Annotated in this window: 17 protein-coding genes and 1 tRNA gene; 13 read left to right on the plus strand and 5 right to left on the minus strand. The window is 66.4% G+C overall.

From position 1 onward, the window contains the following. The first annotated feature begins 31 nt into the window (after window positions 1–31). Window positions 32–811, plus strand: a complete 780-nt coding sequence (gene pstB / locus ACFVWT_RS10835; RefSeq protein ID WP_011690076.1) for a phosphate ABC transporter ATP-binding protein PstB — start codon at window positions 32–34, stop codon at window positions 809–811. 13 nt (window positions 812–824) lie between these two features. Here pstB and ACFVWT_RS10840 read toward each other — a convergent pair whose 3' ends face one another. From ACFVWT_RS10840 to ACFVWT_RS10850, 3 genes are all read right to left on the minus strand, one after another. Beyond that, window positions 825–1,841, minus strand: coding sequence for an anion permease (locus ACFVWT_RS10840; RefSeq protein WP_390247807.1), 1,017 nt, complete (start codon window positions 1,839–1,841; stop codon window positions 825–827). Between the two features lies 1 nt (window position 1,842). Next, the gene (locus ACFVWT_RS10845) at window positions 1,843–2,460 is read right to left on the minus strand and encodes a DUF47 domain-containing protein (protein WP_209741627.1); all 618 of its coding nucleotides are present in this window, start codon (window positions 2,458–2,460) and stop codon (window positions 1,843–1,845) included. 316 nt (window positions 2,461–2,776) lie between these two features. Next, window positions 2,777–3,436, minus strand: coding sequence for a hypothetical protein (locus ACFVWT_RS10850; protein ID WP_390247808.1), 660 nt, complete (start codon window positions 3,434–3,436; stop codon window positions 2,777–2,779). A 242-nt stretch (window positions 3,437–3,678) separates the two neighbouring features. Between ACFVWT_RS10850 and ACFVWT_RS10855 the strand changes: the two genes are divergently transcribed. Next, window positions 3,679–3,751, plus strand: a tRNA-Lys gene (locus ACFVWT_RS10855). Between the two features lie 120 nt (window positions 3,752–3,871). Further along, on the plus strand, window positions 3,872–5,647 hold the full coding sequence (gene arsA / locus ACFVWT_RS10860; RefSeq protein ID WP_390247809.1) for an arsenical pump-driving ATPase: 1,776 nt from the start codon (window positions 3,872–3,874) through the stop codon (window positions 5,645–5,647). Between the two features lie 51 nt (window positions 5,648–5,698). Here the strand turns inward: arsA and ACFVWT_RS10865 are convergent, their stop codons facing one another. After that, a complete protein-coding gene (locus ACFVWT_RS10865; protein ID WP_390247810.1) occupies window positions 5,699–6,049 on the minus strand; it encodes an ArsR/SmtB family transcription factor in 351 nt (116 codons plus the stop codon). Window positions 6,050–6,157: 108 nt separating this feature from the next. On the opposite strand from ACFVWT_RS10865, the gene arsB reads away from it, so the two are divergent. The 4 genes from arsB to ACFVWT_RS10885 are packed head-to-tail and all read left to right on the plus strand — an operon-like array spanning window position 6,158 to window position 10,129. Beyond that, window positions 6,158–7,255 (plus strand): ACR3 family arsenite efflux transporter, encoded by a 1,098-nt coding sequence (arsB, locus tag ACFVWT_RS10870; RefSeq protein ID WP_390247811.1) that lies wholly within the window; start codon window positions 6,158–6,160, stop codon window positions 7,253–7,255. Between the two features lie 23 nt (window positions 7,256–7,278). Then, entirely contained in the window at window positions 7,279–7,701 is a 423-nt protein-coding gene (locus ACFVWT_RS10875) for an arsenate reductase ArsC (RefSeq protein WP_043476883.1), read from the plus strand. Between the two features lie 36 nt (window positions 7,702–7,737). After that, entirely contained in the window at window positions 7,738–8,715 is a 978-nt protein-coding gene (gene trxB, locus ACFVWT_RS10880; RefSeq protein WP_390247850.1) for a thioredoxin-disulfide reductase, read from the plus strand. 31 nt (window positions 8,716–8,746) lie between these two features. Beyond that, entirely contained in the window at window positions 8,747–10,129 is a 1,383-nt protein-coding gene (locus tag ACFVWT_RS10885) for an NAD(P)-binding domain-containing protein (protein WP_390247812.1), read from the plus strand. Window positions 10,130–10,231: 102 nt separating this feature from the next. Here the strand turns inward: ACFVWT_RS10885 and ACFVWT_RS10890 are convergent, their stop codons facing one another. Beyond that, window positions 10,232–11,035: a dioxygenase gene (locus tag ACFVWT_RS10890; RefSeq protein WP_390247813.1), complete on the minus strand. Its 804-nt coding sequence runs from the start codon at window positions 11,033–11,035 to the stop codon at window positions 10,232–10,234. 89 nt (window positions 11,036–11,124) lie between these two features. Between ACFVWT_RS10890 and ACFVWT_RS10895 the strand changes: the two genes are divergently transcribed. The 6 genes from ACFVWT_RS10895 (at window position 11,125) to araA (ending at window position 18,025) form a co-directional block, all read left to right on the plus strand. Then, window positions 11,125–12,150: a LacI family DNA-binding transcriptional regulator gene (locus tag ACFVWT_RS10895; RefSeq protein ID WP_390247814.1), complete on the plus strand. Its 1,026-nt coding sequence runs from the start codon at window positions 11,125–11,127 to the stop codon at window positions 12,148–12,150. 155 nt (window positions 12,151–12,305) lie between these two features. Next, entirely contained in the window at window positions 12,306–13,139 is an 834-nt protein-coding gene (locus ACFVWT_RS10900; protein ID WP_390247815.1) for a DUF4397 domain-containing protein, read from the plus strand. A gap of 16 nt (window positions 13,140–13,155) precedes the next feature. Then, complete coding sequence (locus ACFVWT_RS10905; RefSeq protein WP_390247816.1) at window positions 13,156–13,890, plus strand: class F sortase; 735 nt, start codon at window positions 13,156–13,158, stop codon at window positions 13,888–13,890. 123 nt (window positions 13,891–14,013) lie between these two features. Next, entirely contained in the window at window positions 14,014–15,777 is a 1,764-nt protein-coding gene (gene araB / locus ACFVWT_RS10910) for a ribulokinase (RefSeq protein ID WP_390247817.1), read from the plus strand. Further along, window positions 15,774–16,454, plus strand: a complete 681-nt coding sequence (locus ACFVWT_RS10915) for an L-ribulose-5-phosphate 4-epimerase (RefSeq protein ID WP_390247818.1) — start codon at window positions 15,774–15,776, stop codon at window positions 16,452–16,454. The genes araB and ACFVWT_RS10915 overlap by 4 nt, the downstream gene beginning before the upstream one ends. Before the next feature lie 35 nt (window positions 16,455–16,489). Continuing rightward, window positions 16,490–18,025 (plus strand): L-arabinose isomerase, encoded by a 1,536-nt coding sequence (gene araA / locus ACFVWT_RS10920; RefSeq protein WP_390247819.1) that lies wholly within the window; start codon window positions 16,490–16,492, stop codon window positions 18,023–18,025. Window positions 18,026–18,034: the final 9 nt, after the last annotated feature.

Raw genomic sequence — 18,034 nt, forward strand, 5'->3', positions numbered from 1 at the left:
TCAATTCGTATCCAGCAAGTGAAGGAATACCATGTCTAAGCGCATCGACGTCAAGGATTTGAACGTCTACTACGGCAAGTTCCTGGCCGTTGAGGACGTCAACATCAACATCGAAGCCAAGTCCGTCACGGCATTCATCGGCCCGTCCGGCTGCGGCAAGTCCACGTTCCTGCGGACGCTGAACCGCATGCACGAAGTGATTCCGGGCGCCCGGGTTGAAGGCGAAGTGCTGCTGGACGGGGACAACCTCTACGGCCCCGGCGTGGACCCGGTGACTGTCCGTTCGCAGATCGGCATGGTGTTCCAGCGGCCCAACCCGTTCCCCACCATGTCCATCCGGGACAACGTCCTGGCCGGGGTGAAGCTGAACAACCAGAAGATCTCCAAGGGCGAGGCCGATGCCCTGGTGGAGCGCTCCCTACAGGGCGCCAACCTGTGGAACGAAGTGAAGGACCGCCTGGCCAAGCCCGGATCCGGACTCTCCGGCGGCCAGCAGCAGCGCCTGTGCATTGCCCGCGCCATCGCCGTGGAGCCGCAGGTCATCCTGATGGACGAGCCCTGCTCCGCACTGGACCCCATTTCCACCCTGGCCATTGAGGACCTCATCAACGACCTCAAGGACCAGTACACGGTGGTTATCGTCACGCACAACATGCAGCAGGCCGCGCGCGTCTCGGACCGGACCGCGTTCTTCAACATCGCGGGAACCGGCAAGCCGGGCAAGCTCATTGAAGTGGGAGACACCCACACCATCTTCAGCAACCCCACCCAGAAGGCCACCGAAGACTACGTCTCCGGCCGCTTCGGATAAAGCCTGTCGAAACCTAAAGCTCCGTCAGGGGTGAGAGGGAAAGCTCCAGCACGAAGGCGGCAGCTGCCGTCAGCACGGGTGTGAGGACCCAGAACGCCAGGATCCGGAGCACCAGCCTGCGGTTGGTCACCGGGAAACCCTGGTTACTCCCGGCACCCAGCACGGCCGCCGTCACCGTGTGCGTGGTGGAAATGGGCCACTGCAGTCCGATGGCCCCGAGCAGCAGGATCACGGAGCTGTAGAGCTGGGCCACGAAGCCCCGGAGCGGATCGATCCGGGTGAGCTTGTAGCCGATGGTGTAGGAAATGCGCCAGCCTCCGGCCAGTGTTCCGGCCGCCAGCATCGCCGCGGTGAGCAGCGGCACCCAGCCGGGGATGCCGGCGCCGTCGGACAGCCCCGCGGCGAAGAGCGCCAGGAGCAGCACCGCCCCGGTCCGTTGTCCGTCCTGGAGGCCGTGGCCGAAGGCCACCGCTCCGGCAGCAATGGCCTGGGCGCGGCGCGACCGGCTGTTGACTACGCTGGGCGGCGTGTAGCGGGCCGCCCACGTGGCCGGCCACACCAACAGGTATGCGCCCACAAACGCGATAACGGGGGACAACAGGAGGGGCAGCACCACCTGGAACAAGAGAGAGTTGTTCACCCCGTCCACGGCATTGCCGCCCACCAGCACGCTGGCCAGGCCTGCGCCGGCCAGCCCGCCCACCAGGGCGTGCGTGGACGAGGAGGGAATGCCGCGCCACCAGGTGTAAATGCCCCAGGCTACGGCGCTGAGCAGGCCGGCAATGAGGATGGTCAGGCCGTTTTCCCCCGGCGGCAGCGAGATCCAGGTTCTGCTCACCTGCAGCGCCAGGAGCCCGCTCAGCCCGGCGCCGACGAAGTTGAAGAGGGCGGCAAGCAGGACGGCCACAGTCGGGGTCAGGGCCCTGGTGCGCACGGCCAGGGCCACGGACGTTGACGCGTCCCTGAAACCGTTCAGGAAGGCGAATGCGGCGGCAAACACCACCACCACCACGAAGAAGAACAAGGTCACGTCAGGATTCCTTGACGATGATGCTGCCTACCTGGGTGGCGATCCGCCGCATGTCCTTGGTGACTTCCACCAGCTGGTTGGCAATATCCCGGTTCCGGGCGTATTGGGCCCATTTCATGTCCTTGATCATGTCCGCAACCCACACCCGGTGGGTCCGTTCCGCCCGCTTGGCCAGGCGGAGGATCTCAATCCAGTAGTCCTCGAGGTCGTCCAGGTTGTTCAGCTGCCGCATGGCGTCCACGGTGAGCTCGGCCTGCCGGCTGATGATCTCTAGCTGGTCTGCGGCGCGCTTGGGGAGGCGTTCGAGCTTGTACAGGGCCACCAGTTCCGCCGCGGCGTCCAGCTTCTCCATGGCCTCGTTGAGGTAGCGGGAGAGGGCGTACATGTCCTCGCGGGGGAGCGGATTCACGAAGCTGGTGCGCATGTGGGTCAACAGTGCGAAGTGCAGCTCCGCGGATTTGGCCTCGTGATCATGCATGTCTTCTACCAGGCGGTTGTGCTCGGTGGCCGGTACGCCGAGGATTTCGGCGAGCGTCGCGGTGGCAAGGACGATCTGGCGGGCCATCTGCGAGAGCAGGTGCAGCCCTGCGGGCTCCTGCGGAAAGAGGCGGAGCTTCACCTTCGGGTTCCGGCGAAGGCAGGGAGCGGCAGGGAATGTGGCCCTCGGGCCATGTGACTTGACGTTGACCCGCACATGGGGATTACTTTACCGGCAGATCCACGCGGGCATAAAAGTGGTGCCGAACCGGATACGCCTCTCGGCGGTAGGCCGCTCTAGGCGGCTAAATGTTGAAGCCCGGGGGTTTCGCGGTTCGGCACCGGTTTCAGTTTTCTACTTTGGCTGAACCAAGTCAACATTGACAGCCGGGCTCCTCCGTGCGTAACAGTGGCGGACTTGTTGAGCAGGCCCAGGCGAAGATGCCGCGCGGTGCGCCTCAGTCCAGTTCGCCCAGCCGCCAGGCGTTTGCAGCGTGCTCCAGGTCCTCGGCGGTCTTCACCAGGAGGTGGGAATTGCGGGTCAGCTTGCTGGCGTGGCTCTCGTTGCTGTGCTCGGCGCCGTCGGCCAGGGTGGCCTGGCCCAGGGCGACCACCCTGCAGAACGCGGCGGAGCGTTCCAGCGCGACGTCGAACTCGCCGTCGAACGCTCCGGAAAGGATGGCGTCCGCCATCGTCTTCATTTCGTCCGCTCCCGGCGGTTCGGCAGCGCCGGCCACCACGTTGGAAACCTGTGCCGTGTCCTTGCCGGCCTTGAAGTACACGGAGATCCGTTCGGGGTCCTGGATGGTGGCGGCCCGCAGCGCGTAGAGCCGCCAGAGTGCTCCGGGCAGCGACCTGGCCGGGCTTTCCGCCCACATTTCGGCGATGGCTTCCAGGCCCTGCTCGTCCGCAAGCTTGACGAGGCGTTTGGTTACCTTGGGATCGTCGCTGTCGCGGCCATGGCGCACCAGCGCCTGGGCGGCAAGGTGCGCAGCCTCGGAGACCCGGGCAGGGTCTGCGCCGCCCGCGAAGGGCTCAAAGTCGACGGGCGCAAAAGGCTTGGGCTTGTGGTGCCGGTTTGCACCGCCGTAGGGCTTGGATCCAGCTTGCTCGCTCATGCCCCCACGCTACTCCTGTGCTGTTCTGTTATCGAGCTTGCCTCCGGTCTGCTTAAGGAGTATTGGGGCACGCCCGGGCGTCACTGTTGATGTTTGGGGTGCCGCCGTTAACGAACGACGGCGCCGCGCGCCGTTGTGTCAAAGCTGCCCCTGGCGTGGGGTACAGTATTTAACGTCCAGAAATGGACTGGGCTGATAGTTCGTTGAGGTGCGCATCCGCGCATATTTACGGCCGTCAGCTGGGGCCTTTAGCTCAGTTGGTAGAGCATCGGACTTTTAATCCGTGGGTCGTGGGTTCGATCCCCACAGGGCCCACTCTTTTAGCGAAGAGTGGAAAACCTTCGGCTTCCTGGCGACAGGAGGCCGAAGGTTTTTTTGTTGCCCCGGGGCTGGCCGCCCCTTATTTGTATCGACCATTGTCGATATGCTGGCCGGGTGAAGTTTCTAGAGAACGCACCCCGCTTCCTGTTTTTCACCGGCAAGGGCGGTGTGGGCAAGACTTCCGTGGCGTGTGCAACAGCGCTCACCCTGGCCAGGGCAGGCCGGAAGGTCTTGCTGGTCAGCACCGACCCCGCGTCCAATGTCGGACAGGTCTTCGGTGTGACCGTTGGGAACACCGTGACTGCCATCCAGGATGTGCCGGGTCTCTTTGCGCTGGAGATCGACCCTGAGCAAGCGGTGGAAGCCTACCGGGAACGAATCATCGCCCCCGTCCGCGGACTGCTGCCGGAAAGTGAACTGGCCGGCATCGCGGAGAGCCTCTCAGGTTCGTGCACCACGGAAATCGCCTCCTTCGACGAATTCACCAACCTGCTCGCCGGCGAGGGCTCCTTCGGGGATTATGACCACATCGTCTTCGACACCGCCCCGACGGGCCACACGATCCGACTGTTGCAGCTGCCCGGTTCGTGGACCGATTTCCTGGCAACCGGCAAGGGGGACCCGTCGTGCCTGGGCCCGCTGTCGGGGCTCGAGAAGCACAAGCGTGTGTACGCCGAGGCAGTCCAGGTCCTCACCGACCCGGCGAGGACGCGGCTTGTGCTGGTCAGCCGTGCGCAGGCGTCGTCGCTGGTCGAGATCGAGCGGACCTTTCTGGAGCTCAATCAGATCGGAATCGGCAGCGGTTATGTCGTGATCAACGGCGTCCTGCCGGAAGCGGCCGGCGAGGAGGAATTGGCGCATGCCCTGCGGGCACGGGAGGCCGCGGCCATCGAGGCCATTCCCCGGGCAGTCGCCGGTCTTCCCCGCGATGTCCTGGACCTGAAGCCGGGCAATATGGTCGGCATTCCGGCGCTGGAGACGCTGTTTGCGGCAACTTCCGGAGCCGGCGTGACGGGTTCCGGCGCCGGTGACGCAGCGCTGGTCCCGGAGGTCGAGGACGCCCCACTTGCTGCGCTGGTGGACGAAATAGAGCCGGACGGCCACGGCCTCGTGATGTGCATGGGCAAGGGCGGTGTGGGGAAGACCACGGTGGCGGCCGCCATCGCGGTGGCCCTGGCCAGGCGGGGTCATGCGGTCCACCTCACCACCACCGATCCCGCAGCCCACCTCACCGAAACACTCCATGGCTCCATCCCGGGCCTAAAGGTCTCCCGCATCGATCCGGAAGCGGCCATCCAGGAATATCGAGGCCATGTGATGGAGACCAAGGGCCGGAGCCTGGACGATGACGGGCGCGCGGCCCTCGCTGAGGACCTGATGTCTCCGTGCACGGACGAGGTGGCTGTGTTCCGGCAGTTCTCCAGGGTGGTGCAGGAATCCCGCCGGAACTTCGTGGTGATAGATACGGCGCCGACCGGCCACACGCTGCTGCTCTTGGACGCTACCGGTTCGTACCACCGGGAGGTCGCCCGCCAGGTCGGCGAGACCATGGGATTCGTGACGCCCCTCATGCGGCTGCAGGACCCGGCGCAGACGAAGGTTGTGCTCGTAACATTGGCCGAAACGACACCTGTGCTGGAGGCCGAGGGGCTGCAGGACGACCTGGAAAGGGCAGGGATTCGCCCGTGGGCCTGGGTGATCAACAACTCCATCGCCGCCGCGCACCCGCAGACGCCGTTCCTGCGGGCCCGCGCCGCGAACGAGATCGAACAGATCACGAAGGTGCACACCCTCACGGACCGCGTGGCGCTCATTCCGTTGCTTCCCGAAGAGCCCATCGGCGAGGAGAAGTTGTCTGCCTTGACCGCCCTAAGCTCCCTGCCTGCCTGAGGTGGGGCCCACCGGCTTCCACGGACTACTTTTCAGCCGCCGGACTCTGGCTCACAGGGACGCCAGGAGGCCGGCCGTCTGCTCCATGGCGCCGGGAACGAGGGAGTAGTAGGCCCACGTGCCGCGCTTCTCCCGGTGCAGCAGGCCGGCGTCGACCAGGATCTTAAGGTGATGGGACACAGTGGGCTGCCCCAGGTCCAGTGGCTCAGTGAGATCGCAGACGCAGGCCTCCCCGGACCCGCCACTCTTGACGATGGAAAGCAGCCGCAATCTATTGGGATCGGACAGGGCCTTGAACACGAGGGCCTTGCGCCGGGCATCCTCAGCGCTGAGGACAGGCTGACCGGACGGCGCGCAGCAGGCATCGTCGAGGGCCGACTCAACAGTTTGCGGAGAATTCATGCGTCTATTATGCACACAGATTGACATTCATCGATATAGTTGGGAATACTTCGATATCGACAGACATCAATCTTTCGTAGAGCAGCACAAACGCAGCACAGGAGTCCCGTGAGAACCCAGACCATCCCGTCGCCCACTCGTGGAGGCGAGGCCGTCGTCGTTGGCAAACTCTCCACCCTGGACCGGTTCCTGCCGGTATGGATTATCGCCGCCATGGTCCTGGGCCTGCTCCTGGGCAGCTTCATTCCGGGCCTCAACACCGCACTTGAAGCAGTCAAGATCGGTGAAGTTTCGCTGCCGATCGCCATCGGGCTGCTGGTGATGATGTACCCGGTGCTGGCGAAAGTGCGCTATGACCAGGCCCGCCGGGTCGTCGCGGACCGCAAACTCATGATCACTTCGCTGGTTCTCAACTGGGTCCTCGCCCCGGCGTTCATGTTTGCCCTGGCCTGGATCTTCATCCCGGACCTGCCGGAATACCGGACCGGCCTGATCATCGTGGGCCTGGCCCGTTGCATCGCCATGGTGATGATCTGGAACGACCTCGCCTGCGGCGATCGGGAGGCGGCCGCGGTGCTGGTAGCCATCAATTCGGTGTTCCAGGTCATCGCATTCGGTGCGCTGGGCTGGTTCTACCTGCAGCTGCTGCCGGGCTGGCTGGGCCTGCCCACCACGAGCGCGGACTTCTCCTTCTGGGCCATCACCGCGTCGGTGCTGATCTTCCTTGGAATCCCCCTGCTGGCCGGCTTCCTTACCCGCACGATCGGCGAAAAGGCGAAGGGCCGGGAGTGGTACGAAGGAACGCTCCTGCCGAAGCTCGGACCGTGGGCGCTGTATGGCCTTCTGTTCACCATCACGCTGCTCTTCGCCCTGCAGGGCGGGACCATCACTTCCCGCCCGCTCGACGTCGTCCGGATCGCCGTGCCCCTGCTGGTCTACTTCATGGCGGTCTTCGGCGCCGGCATGCTGATCGGAAAGTGGCTGGACCTGGGCTACGCCAAAACCACCACCCTGGCGTTCACCGCGGCGGGCAACAACTTCGAGCTGGCCATCGCGGTGGCGATCGGAACTTTCGGGGTGACCTCCGGGCAGGCGCTGGCCGGCGTCGTCGGCCCCTTGATTGAGGTCCCCGTCCTTGTTGCACTGGTTTATGCAGCCCTCTGGGCCCGCAAGCGCTACTTCACGCGCGGCCCCCTTTCCGTCTAACCCCACACACTCCAGGAGAACCCATGAGCACCGAAGCCGCCAAGAAGCCCTCCGTCCTGTTCGTCTGCGTCCACAACGCAGGCCGCTCCCAGATGGCCGCCGCGTTCCTCACCACCCTGTCCAAGGGCGCCATCGAGGTCCGCTCCGCCGGTTCCCAGCCTGCTGACAAGGTCAACCCGGCCGCCGTCGAGGCCATGGCAGAACTCGGCATCGACATGTCCGCCGAGATTCCCAAGGTCCTCACCACGGAGGCCGTGAAGGAATCGGACGTGGTGATCACCATGGGCTGCGGCGACACCTGCCCGATCTTCCCCGGCAAGCGCTATGAAGACTGGGAACTCGAAGATCCCGCCGGACAGGGCGTGGCTGCCGTCCGCCCCATCCGGGACGACATCAAGGCCCGCATCGAGGACCTCATCGCCTCCCTTACTCCCGCCGCCAAGTAACCGCCCGAACCTAGGAGACCTTCCGTGAACACCGAAGTGAGCACCCAACAGCTGATCATCATCGGATCCGGCCCGGCCGGCTACACAGCGGCCATCTACGCCGCCCGCGCAGGCCTGAAGCCCCTGGTCCTGGCCGGCTCGGTAACCGCCGGCGGCGCCCTGATGAACACCACCGAAGTGGAGAACTTCCCGGGTTTCCCCGCGGGCATCCAGGGCCCCGAACTGATGGACGGGCTCCAGGAGCAGGCGCAGCGGTTCGGCGCGCAGGTAGTGTTCGACGACGTCACCGAAGTGACGCTGGCCGGACACCTCAAGCGCGTGGTCACCGGCGCCGGAGCAATCCACGAGGCTCCCGCCGTCATCCTGGCGACCGGCTCTGCCTACAAGGAGCTCGGCCTGCCCGAGGAGAAGAAGCTCAGCGGCCACGGTGTCTCCTGGTGCGCCACCTGCGACGGCTTCTTCTTCCGTGACCAGGACATCATTGTCGTTGGCGGCGGCGACTCCGCCATGGAGGAAGCCACCTTCCTCACCCGCTTCGCGCGGACCGTCACCGTGGTGGTCCGCAAGGGCGAGCTCCGCGCCTCCCGCATCATGGCGCAGCGCGCCAAGGACAACCCGAAGATCAGTTTCGCCTGGAACTCCGCCGTCACCGCCATCCACGGTGATCCGAAAGTCACCGGTGTCACACTGACCGACACGCGGAACGGAGAAACCCGCGAACATGCCGCAACGGGCATATTCGTGGCGATCGGACACGTCCCGCGCACCGAACTTGTCGAAGGCCAGGTTGACCTGGACGCCGAGGGCTACATCAAGGTTGACTCGCCCACCACCGTCACCAACCTGACCGGGGTGTTCGCCTGCGGGGACGCCGTGGACCACCGCTACCGCCAGGCGATCACCGCCGCTGGCACCGGGTGCGCCGCCGCCCTCGACGCCGAACGCTATCTGGCCGCCCTGGATGACGCGGACAGCATCGCCACCGCCCTGGTCGAAGAACCAACCCACGCCTGAATTAGCCCCTGCGGATGAACCAGAGGACACCATGGCAGTAGCCACACCCCTTCCCGTAGCTGTTATCGGAGCCGGGCCCATCGGCCTCGCCGCGGCAGCACACCTGATCGAGCGCGGCCTGGAGCCGCTGATCCTCGAGGCCGGCGCGACCCCTGCCGCCGCCATCGAGCAGTGGCGCCACATCCGGCTCTTCTCACCGTGGCAGTACAACACCGACGCTGCAGCCGTCCGCCTGCTCAACGGAACCGGCTGGGAATCACCGGAGCCGACGGCGCTGCCCACCGGCGGCGAACTCATCGACCAGTACCTCACCCCGCTGGCTTCCCTGCCCGCGATCGCGTCCCGCCTGCACACCGGCGCCCGCGTTGTGGCCGTGACCCGGCAGGGCATGGATAAAACCCACAGCCGCAACCGGAACATCACACCCTTCGTGGTCCGGGTGGAACACGCCGACGGGGAAGTCCGCGACTACCAGGCATCCGGTGTCATCGATGCCTCCGGCACCTGGTCCACCCGCAACCCGCTCGGCACCTCCGGCCTGCCGGCCCCCGGCGAGGCTGAGGCGGCTGCCCGCATCTCGTCTCCGCTGCCGGACGTCCTGGGCCGCGACCGCGAAACGTTCGAGGGCCGCACAGCCGTCGTCATCGGCGCCGGCCACTCCGCCGCCAACACCCTGCTCAACCTCTCCGAACTCGCGGCCCAGGCGTCCGGCACGAAAATCGCGTGGGCCATCCGCGGCTCCTCCGCCTCCAAGGTCTACGGCGGCGGCGACGCTGACGGCCTCGCCGCCCGCGGCCGGCTCGGCAGCCGGCTCCGAAGCCTCGTCGAGTCCGGCGCCGTGGAACTTCACACGGGGTTCGGGATCGCATCCCTCGCAGCAGCCGGCGCCGTCACCCTGACCTCCACGGACGGCCGCACCCTCGAGGGCGACGTCGTGGTGCCCGCTACCGGCTTCCGCCCCGATCTGGGCATGCTCCGGGAACTCCGGCTGGAACTCGACCCCGGTGTGGAAGCCCCGCGTGAGCTCGGCCCGCTGATCGACCCCGAATTTCATTCCTGCGGCACGGTGGAACCCCACGGCGCCAGGATGCTGGCCCACCCGGAGCAGGACTTCTACATCGTCGGCATGAAGTCCTACGGCCGTGCCCCGACCTTCCTGCTCGCCACCGGCTACGAGCAGGTACGCTCCGTCGCCGCGGCTTTGGCAGGGGACCGGAAGGCGGCAGACACCGTCCAGCTCGAGCTGCCCGAAACCGGCGTGTGCTCCTCCGATATCGGCACCAGCTGCGACATCCCCGTGGCCCGGCCCGCAGGTTTTGTGGCCGAAACCTCCGGCGGCTGCTGCGGAACGCCCGAGCCGGTCCTCATCGGATTCCCCACGGGCCTGGCCCACGGCCGCTCCGGCGCGAACTGACCGGTTCCCCTGCTTTCACCAACCAACCACACCGGAGTGCCGGCATGACGGGCCACCCTGAACGCCGCTGGGCGGTCTCGTCGGCGCCGTCCGCGGCACGCGCTACTTAGCCGTGAGCGTCCACGACCGCTTGGAGAGGCCGAACCAGAAGCCGTCGATAGCCGTTTTGGCGGCGAGATCGCCGGACTCATAGGCGGCACCGAGGGCTACGTAGAGGGGTGCCCAGTGTTCGCTGCGGGGATGCGCCTCCCGGGCGGCCGGGGCCTTGTGCAGGAAGTCCAGGATGGAGTCGACGTCGCCGGCCGCCATGGTTTCCTCTGCCCAGTGGTCGAATTCGCTCGACACGGAGGGCGGCGTGGTGTCCGGACCCCCGGCGGGATTGAACCAGCGCAGGTTGTGCGTGGTGAAGCCTGAGCCAACAATGAGCGTGCCGCGGTCACGCAGCGGCGCCAGCGTCTTGCCCAGGTTGAACAGGCCCTGCGGGTCCAGGGTGGGCATGGACATCTGGAGGACCGGGATGTCGGCTTCCGGGTACATCTCCACCAGCGGCACGTAGGCGCCGTGGTCAAGCCCGCGTTCTTCGTCGCGTTCCACGTGGTGCCCGTGGGTGGAAACAAGCTTCTCTACTTCATTGGCGAGGTCCGCCGCCTGTGGTGCGTCGTAGCTGACGTCGTAGTACTTCTGCGGAAATCCCCAGAAGTCGTAGACGAGTCCGGGGTTCCGCGTGGTGGCGCTGAGGGTCACCGGCGCGTTTTCCCAGTGGGCGGACACCATCAGGATGTCCTTGGGCTTGCCGAAGGCACCGGACCAGGCGCTGAGCTCGCTGGTCCAGCGAGCGTCGTCGGCAAGGGGAGGAGCGCCGTGGCTCAGGAAGAGTACGGGCGGGCGGTCAAGTGTCTGCGTCATGAATCCATTCTAGGAGTTTTTACTTGAATCTTCAACTATTAGTTCGGGTGCGTTCGTAGATGCCCTGCAGGCTCGCGCACAATAGCTTCATGGCCTACAGCAGCGAGCGGCGCCTTCCGCGACTTGAAGATGTAGCGGAACGTGCCGGCGTCTCGCACCAAACGGTATCCCGCGTCATCAACAACCACCCCAACGTGAGCAAGGCAACCAGGGAGCGCGTTGAGGCGGCCATTGCCGAACTGGGATACCGGCGCAACACCGCGGCGCGCAGCCTCGTGACGCGGCGTTCGCACACCATCGGCGTCCTGGCCAGCGAGTTGTCCCAGTACGGCCCAGCCAACACGCTGCTCGGCGTGGAGCAGGCTGCCCGCGATGCCGGCTACTTCGTGAGCATCGCGGCCATCCGCGAGGTCAGCGCGGAATCGATCGCCGATGCCGCACGCCATTTTATGGACCAGGGTGTGGACGGCATCGTGGCCCTGGTTCCGCACGCCGGAACCCTGCAGGCCTTGGAGCAGCTGAACCTGGACGTACCCGTTGTGGTGGTGGGTTCCAGCGGTGAAGGCCGGTTCAGTGGCGCCATGGTGGACCAGAAGATGGGTGCGCGGCTCGCCGTCGCGCATTTGATCGACCAGGGCCACCAGCGAATCGGACACATATCCGGGCCGCAGGACTGGATCGACGGCTCGGAGCGGACCGAAGGCTGGCGAGAGGCGCTGGCGCAGGCGGGACTGGCTGACGACCTCCTCGTCGAGGGGGACTGGAGCGCGGGCAGTGGCTATGGCATCGGCCAGAAGCTTGCCGTCGAGCGAACCGCCACCGCGGTATTCGTGGGCAATGACCAGATGGCACTGGGGGTCCTGCGCGCCTTCAGTGAAGCGGGCGTGCGGGTACCCCGGGACGTCTCCGTGGTGGGGTTCGACGACCAGCCGGAAGCCGGCTATTTCACCCCGCCGCTCACCACTGTCCGCCAGGATTTCGAGGAGCTTGGCCGCCGCTGCATGGACATGATGCTGGCGCTGCTGGAAGACGGCGCGGCGTCGGGCACAACCGTTGTGGAACCCACGATGGTGGTGCGTGCAAGCACGGCCCCGCCGGTCGCTAATCCCGGCTAACAGCCCTTCCCGACGGCAGGCCGGGCGCTGTGTCCCGGCCTGCCGCAAAACCTCGGAAGAAATTTCCATGCATCTGCATCCAGATTCGATGCTGCGCCGGTAGTTAGGGGTGTAAGCACAATTGCCCGCCAGCCGGGCCGATGAAGGAGAAGGACATGCGCAGAAGCGTTTTCACAGCCGGCGCCGGAGCAGCGGCAATCGCGGCAGCACTCGCCCTGGCGGGCCCGGCCCAGGCGGCCGAAGGGGATGCCCAGCTTGCAGTGCTGCACGGCGTTCCCGGGCTCACCGTGGATGTCTGGGTCAATGGCGACCGAACCCTTGACGATTTCGCTCCCGGGACCCTCGCCGGGCCACTCTCGCTGCCGGCGGGTGCCTACGAACTCGCCATCACGGCCGCGGATGCCGCGGATGCGTCAGCTCCTGTCATCGGTCCGGTCACCGTGACGCTCGCCGCGAGCGGGAACTACACCGCCGTAGCCAACCTCGACGCCGCAGGCAAGCCGACCGCAAACTTCTTCACCAACGATGTCTCGCAGATCGCGACAGGCAAGGGCAAGCTGACCGTCCGGCATGCCGCCGCGGCGCCCGCGGTAGATGTCCTGGCCGGCGGTGCGGCCGTCGTGTCCAACCTGGCCAACCCCGCCGAACAGACTCTCAGCCTGGACCCCGCAACCATTTCCGCGGCAGTAGCGGCGACCGGCACCACCGCGCCGGTGATCGGCCCTGCTGATGTCACCGTCTCCGAAGGCACGCACACAATTGTCTACGCCTGGGGCAGCCTGGCGGAGAACAATCTCCAACTGGCCGTGCAGACCATCGAGGGCCTGCATTCCGCCCCGGGTGCGGTGCCGGGAGCCCGTGACGGCTCGTCCGGAGCCTCAGCGGCTGGACCGGCCGTGGTCACGGTCGGATTCGGCGCCGCAGCCGTGGCGCTCCTCCTCGGAGGCGTGGGTGTGGCCCGCGCCGTGGCCGCCCGCCGGCGGAGGTAGCCAGGGAAGGCGCGGCATGACGCCAGGCACGACGACGGCGGCGGAGCCCCGCCGTCGTCCCTCCTTTCGGCTCAAGGCTGCGGCTGTGACCGCCGCGGCGCTGCTCCTCACGGCGTGCGCTCCTTCCGCGCCAGTCCCGCAATCCTCGCCGGCAAAGACGGGCGAAAGTGCTTTGCCGGCGGCGGCTTCGCCCCCTCCTGCCGCAGCGCCGGAAGCCACGCAGAACCCTGCCCAGAAGCGGAACCCTGCTCAGAATCAGGACTCCATTCAGCAGCGGCCGGCCACCCTGCCGGCAGTTGCCGCCGCGGTGCCGGTTCCGATTTCACTCTCTGTGGCCGGAACGTCCATCAATATGACAGTGGTGCCGGTGGGGGTCTCGCCAGACCGGGCCATGGAGATACCCGAAGCCTTCGACCGGGCCGGGTGGTACAGGTTCGGTCCTGCTCCCGGAGCGGCTGCCGGAACAGCCGTGATTGCCGGGCACGTGGACACAACCTCGGAACAGGCCCCCTTTTCGCAGTTGAAGACGCTGCAGGCCGGAACTGCAGTCCTGGTGGGGCGCCAGGGCGCGCCCGCGCTGAATTACCGGGTGGTCAGCGTGGAACTGATGGCCAAAGACAGCTTTGATGGAGCAACCCTGTTCCGTCGTTCCGGTCCGCACGAACTCAAAGTGGTCACCTGCGGCGGCAGGTGGCTGCAGGAACGAATGGACTACAGCGACAACGTGATCGTCACCGCGGTCCTTGAGTGAGCGGTGCTCCGGCCCCCGGTTCCGCGCTGGCTGGGACCAATGCCCTTACTTCTGTTGACTTTCAGGTTGTTAGCGCTAACAATTAAGGCAACCGCAGAGCGGCGGAGACTATTGGAGGAATTGATGGACGTCACAGCAGACGGTTCAGACAGCTACGTGATCGGCGTCGACTACGGCACGCTGTCCGGGCGGGCCGTGGTGGTCCGGGTCCGGGACGGCAAGGAACTGGGCACCGGTGTGTTCGACTACCCCCACGCTGTGGTTACCGGCTCCCTTCCGGCGGACCTGGCGGGCGACGGCGCCGTGCGGCTTCCCGGTGAATGGGCCCTGCAGGTGCCCAATGATTACCGTGACGTGCTACGCCGTGCGGTGCCCGCTGCCATTGCCGACGCCGGGATCGACCCCGCCGACGTGGTGGGCATCGCCACCGACTTCACGGCCTGCACCATGGTCCCGGTCAAGGCCGACGGCACACCGCTGAACGAACTTCCCGGTTTCGCCAACCGGCCGCACGCCTACGTCAAGCTGTGGCGCCACCATGCCGCCCAGCCGCAGGCGGACCGGATCAACGCCCTGGCCGCCGGGCGCGGTGAAGCCTGGCTGCCGCGCTACGGCGGGCTCATCTCCTCCGAGTGGGAGTTCGCCAAGGGCCTGCAGCTGCTGGAGGAAGACCCCGAAGCCTATGCCGCCATGGACCACTGGGTGGAAGCGGCCGACTGGATCGTCTGGCAGCTCTGCGGCAATTACGTCCGCAACGCCTGCACCGCCGGCTACAAGGGCATTTACCAGGACGGGCATTATCCGTCGGAGGATTTCCTGGCCGCCCTGAATCCGGATTTCAAAGACTTTGTCAGTTCCAAGCTGGAGCACGCCATCGGCCGGCTGGGGGACGCTGCCGGCTATCTGACGGCCGAGGCCGCGGCCTGGACCGGGCTGCCAGAGGGCATTGCAGTGGCAGTGGGCAACGTGGACGCCCACGTCACGGCACCGGCGGCGAAGGCCGTGGAGCCCGGGCAGCTGGTGGCCATCATGGGCACCTCCACCTGCCACGTGATGAACGGTGCCGAGCTGCGGGAAGTCCCGGGCATGTGCGGCGTGGTGGACGGCGGAATAGTCGACGGGCTGTGGGGCTACGAAGCGGGCCAGAGCGGGGTGGGGGACATCTTCGGCTGGTTCACCGCGAACGGGGTCCCGCCCGAATACCACCAGGCTGCCGCCGAGCAGGGGATGGGAATCCACGATTACCTCACGGACCTGGCCTCCCGCCAGGCCATCGGCGAACACGGGCTGATAGCCCTGGACTGGCATTCCGGCAACCGCTCCGTGCTGGTTGACCATGAACTGTCCGGCGTGGTGGTGGGCCAGACCCTCGCCACCCGCCCCGAAGACAGCTACCGGGCCTTGTTGGAAGCCACGGCCTTCGGCACACGCACCATCGTGGACGCCTTCCGCGACTCGGGAGTGCCTGTCAAAGAGTTCATCGTGGCCGGCGGCCTGCTGAAGAACAAGCTGCTCATGCAGATCTATGCGGACGTTACGGGCCTGCCGCTGTCCACCATCGGCTCCGCCCAGGGGCCCGCACTGGGATCGGCCATCCACGCCGCCGCGGCGGCGGGTGCATACCCGGACATCCGCGCCGCTGCCGCCGCCATGGGCTCAGAGCCCGGCGGTATCTATATTCCGATTCCGGAAAATGTTGCCGCCTACGAGGAACTCTTCCGGGAGTACCGCACGCTGCACGACTACTTCGGCCGCGGCACGAACAGTGTGATGCACCGGCTCAAGGCCATCCAGCGCGCGGCCAGGCCGTCGTTGGCGGCCCCCGCTGACGGGACCGCCGCCGATGCGACATCCGGTGAACCGGCCGCAGCGGAGGTGTCCGCATGAGCGACCTCCTGGATACCATTGCGCAGGTCCGCCGCGAGGTGTGCGAACTGCACGCCGAACTCACCCGCTACGAACTGGTGGTGTGGACGGCAGGCAACGTCTCCGCCCGCGTTCCCGGCCATAACTTAATGGTCATCAAGCCGTCCGGAGTCGCCTATGCGGACCTCACTCCCGCAAGCATGGTTGTCACCGACCTTTACGGCACCCCGGCGGACGGGGAGTGGGGCAATCCGCCGTTCTCGCCGTCGTCGGACACGGCTGCGCATGCATACGTCTACCGGCATATGCCGGACGTGGGCGGGGTGGTGCACACGCACTCCACCTACGCCACGGCGTGGGCGGCCCGTGGCGAAGCTATCCCGTGCGTGCTGACCATGATGAGCGACGAGTTCGGCGGTAGCATCCCGGTGGGCCCGTTCGCGCTGATCGGCGACGACTCGATCGGCCAGGGGATTGTGAAAACCTTGCGGAACTCCACATCCCCGGCCGTCCTGATGCAGAACCACGGGCCCTTCACCATCGGCAAGGACGCCAGAGCCGCGGTGAAGGCCGCCGTGATGTGCGAGGAAGTGGCGCGCACGGTCCACATCTCCCGTCAGCTGGGCGAACCGCTGCCCATCGACCAGGGCAGCATCGAATCCCTCTACGCCCGATACCAGAACGTCTACGGCCAGTAGCGCCGCAGCCCGCCCGTTTCTTCAGGAGAACCCCTATGAGCAACGCCAACAACACGTCCGCCAACAGAACTTCGCTCAGCCAGTACGAGGTCTGGTTCCTCACCGGCAGCCAGCACTTGTACGGCGAGGACGTCCTCAAGCAGGTGGCGGCGCAGTCGCAGGAGATCGCCGCCGCGCTGAACGAATCCTCCGATGTCCCGGTCAAGGTGGTCTGGAAGCCGGTCCTCACCGATTCGGAGGCGATCCGCCGCACCGCGCTGGAAGCCAACTCCAACGACTCCGTGATCGGCGTGACCGCCTGGATGCACACATTCAGCCCGGCCAAGATGTGGATCCAGGGCCTTGACCTGCTGCGGAAGCCGCTCCTGCACCTGCACACCCAGGCCAACGTTGAGCTGCCCTGGGCGGACATCGACTTCGACTTCATGAACCTCAACCAGGCCGCCCACGGGGACCGCGAGTTCGGCTACATCCAGTCCCGCCTGGGCATTCCCCGCAAGACCGTGGTGGGCCACGTGTCCAACCCGGAAGTGACCCGGCAGGTGGGTGTCTGGCAGCGTGCTTCGGCCGGCTGGGCTGCCGTCCGCACCCTTAAACTGACCCGCTTCGGCGACAACATGCGCAACGTGGCCGTCACCGAAGGTGACAAGACCGAAGCCGAGCTGCGCTTCGGCGTCTCCGTGAACACGTGGTCCGTGAACGAGCTCGCCGACGCCGTGCACGGCGCCGCGGAGTCCGACGTCGACGCGCTGGTCGCTGAGTATGGGCGCCTTTACGACGTGGTCCCGGAACTGAAGGCCGGGGGAGCGCGGCACGAATCGCTGCGCTACAGCGCGCGGATCGAGCTGGGCCTGCGCAGTTTCCTCGAGGCCAACGGCTCCGCCGCGTTCACCACCTCCTTTGAGGACCTGGGCGAACTGCGCCAGCTGCCCGGCATGGCCGTGCAGCGGCTGATGGCGGACGGCTACGGCTTCGGCGCCGAGGGCGACTGGAAGACAGCCATCCTGGTCCGCGCCGCAAAGGTGATGGGCGCGGGCCTGCCCGGCGGCGCTTCGCTCATGGAGGACTACACCTACCACCTGACTCCCGGCTCGGAGAAGATCCTGGGCGCGCACATGCTGGAGGTCTGCCCGTCGCTGACAGCGACGAAACCGCGCGTCGAGATCCACCCGCTGGGCATCGGCGGCAAGGAGGACCCCGTCCGGATGGTCTTCGACACCGACGCCGGGCCCGGGGTCGTGGTGGCGCTCTCCGACATGCGCGACCGCTTCCGCCTAGTGGCGAACGCCGTCGACGTCGTGGACCTGGACGAGCCCTTGCCTAACCTGCCGGTGGCACGGGCGCTCTGGTCCCCGAAGCCCGACTTCGCCACCTCCGCCGCGGCCTGGCTCACTGCCGGCGCGGCGCACCACACGGTGCTGTCCACCGCCGTGGGCATGGACGTGTTCGAGGACTTCGCGGAGATTGCGAAGACCGAGCTCCTCACCATCGACGAAGGCACCACCATCAGGCAGTTCAAGAAGGAACTGAACTGGAACGCTGCCTACTACAAGCTGGCTGGCGGCCTCTAAGGCCTCCAG

The sequence above is a fragment of the Arthrobacter sp. NPDC058288 genome (assembly GCF_042880995.1).
In the GTDB taxonomy this organism is placed as follows: Bacteria; Actinomycetota; Actinomycetes; order Actinomycetales; family Micrococcaceae; genus Arthrobacter.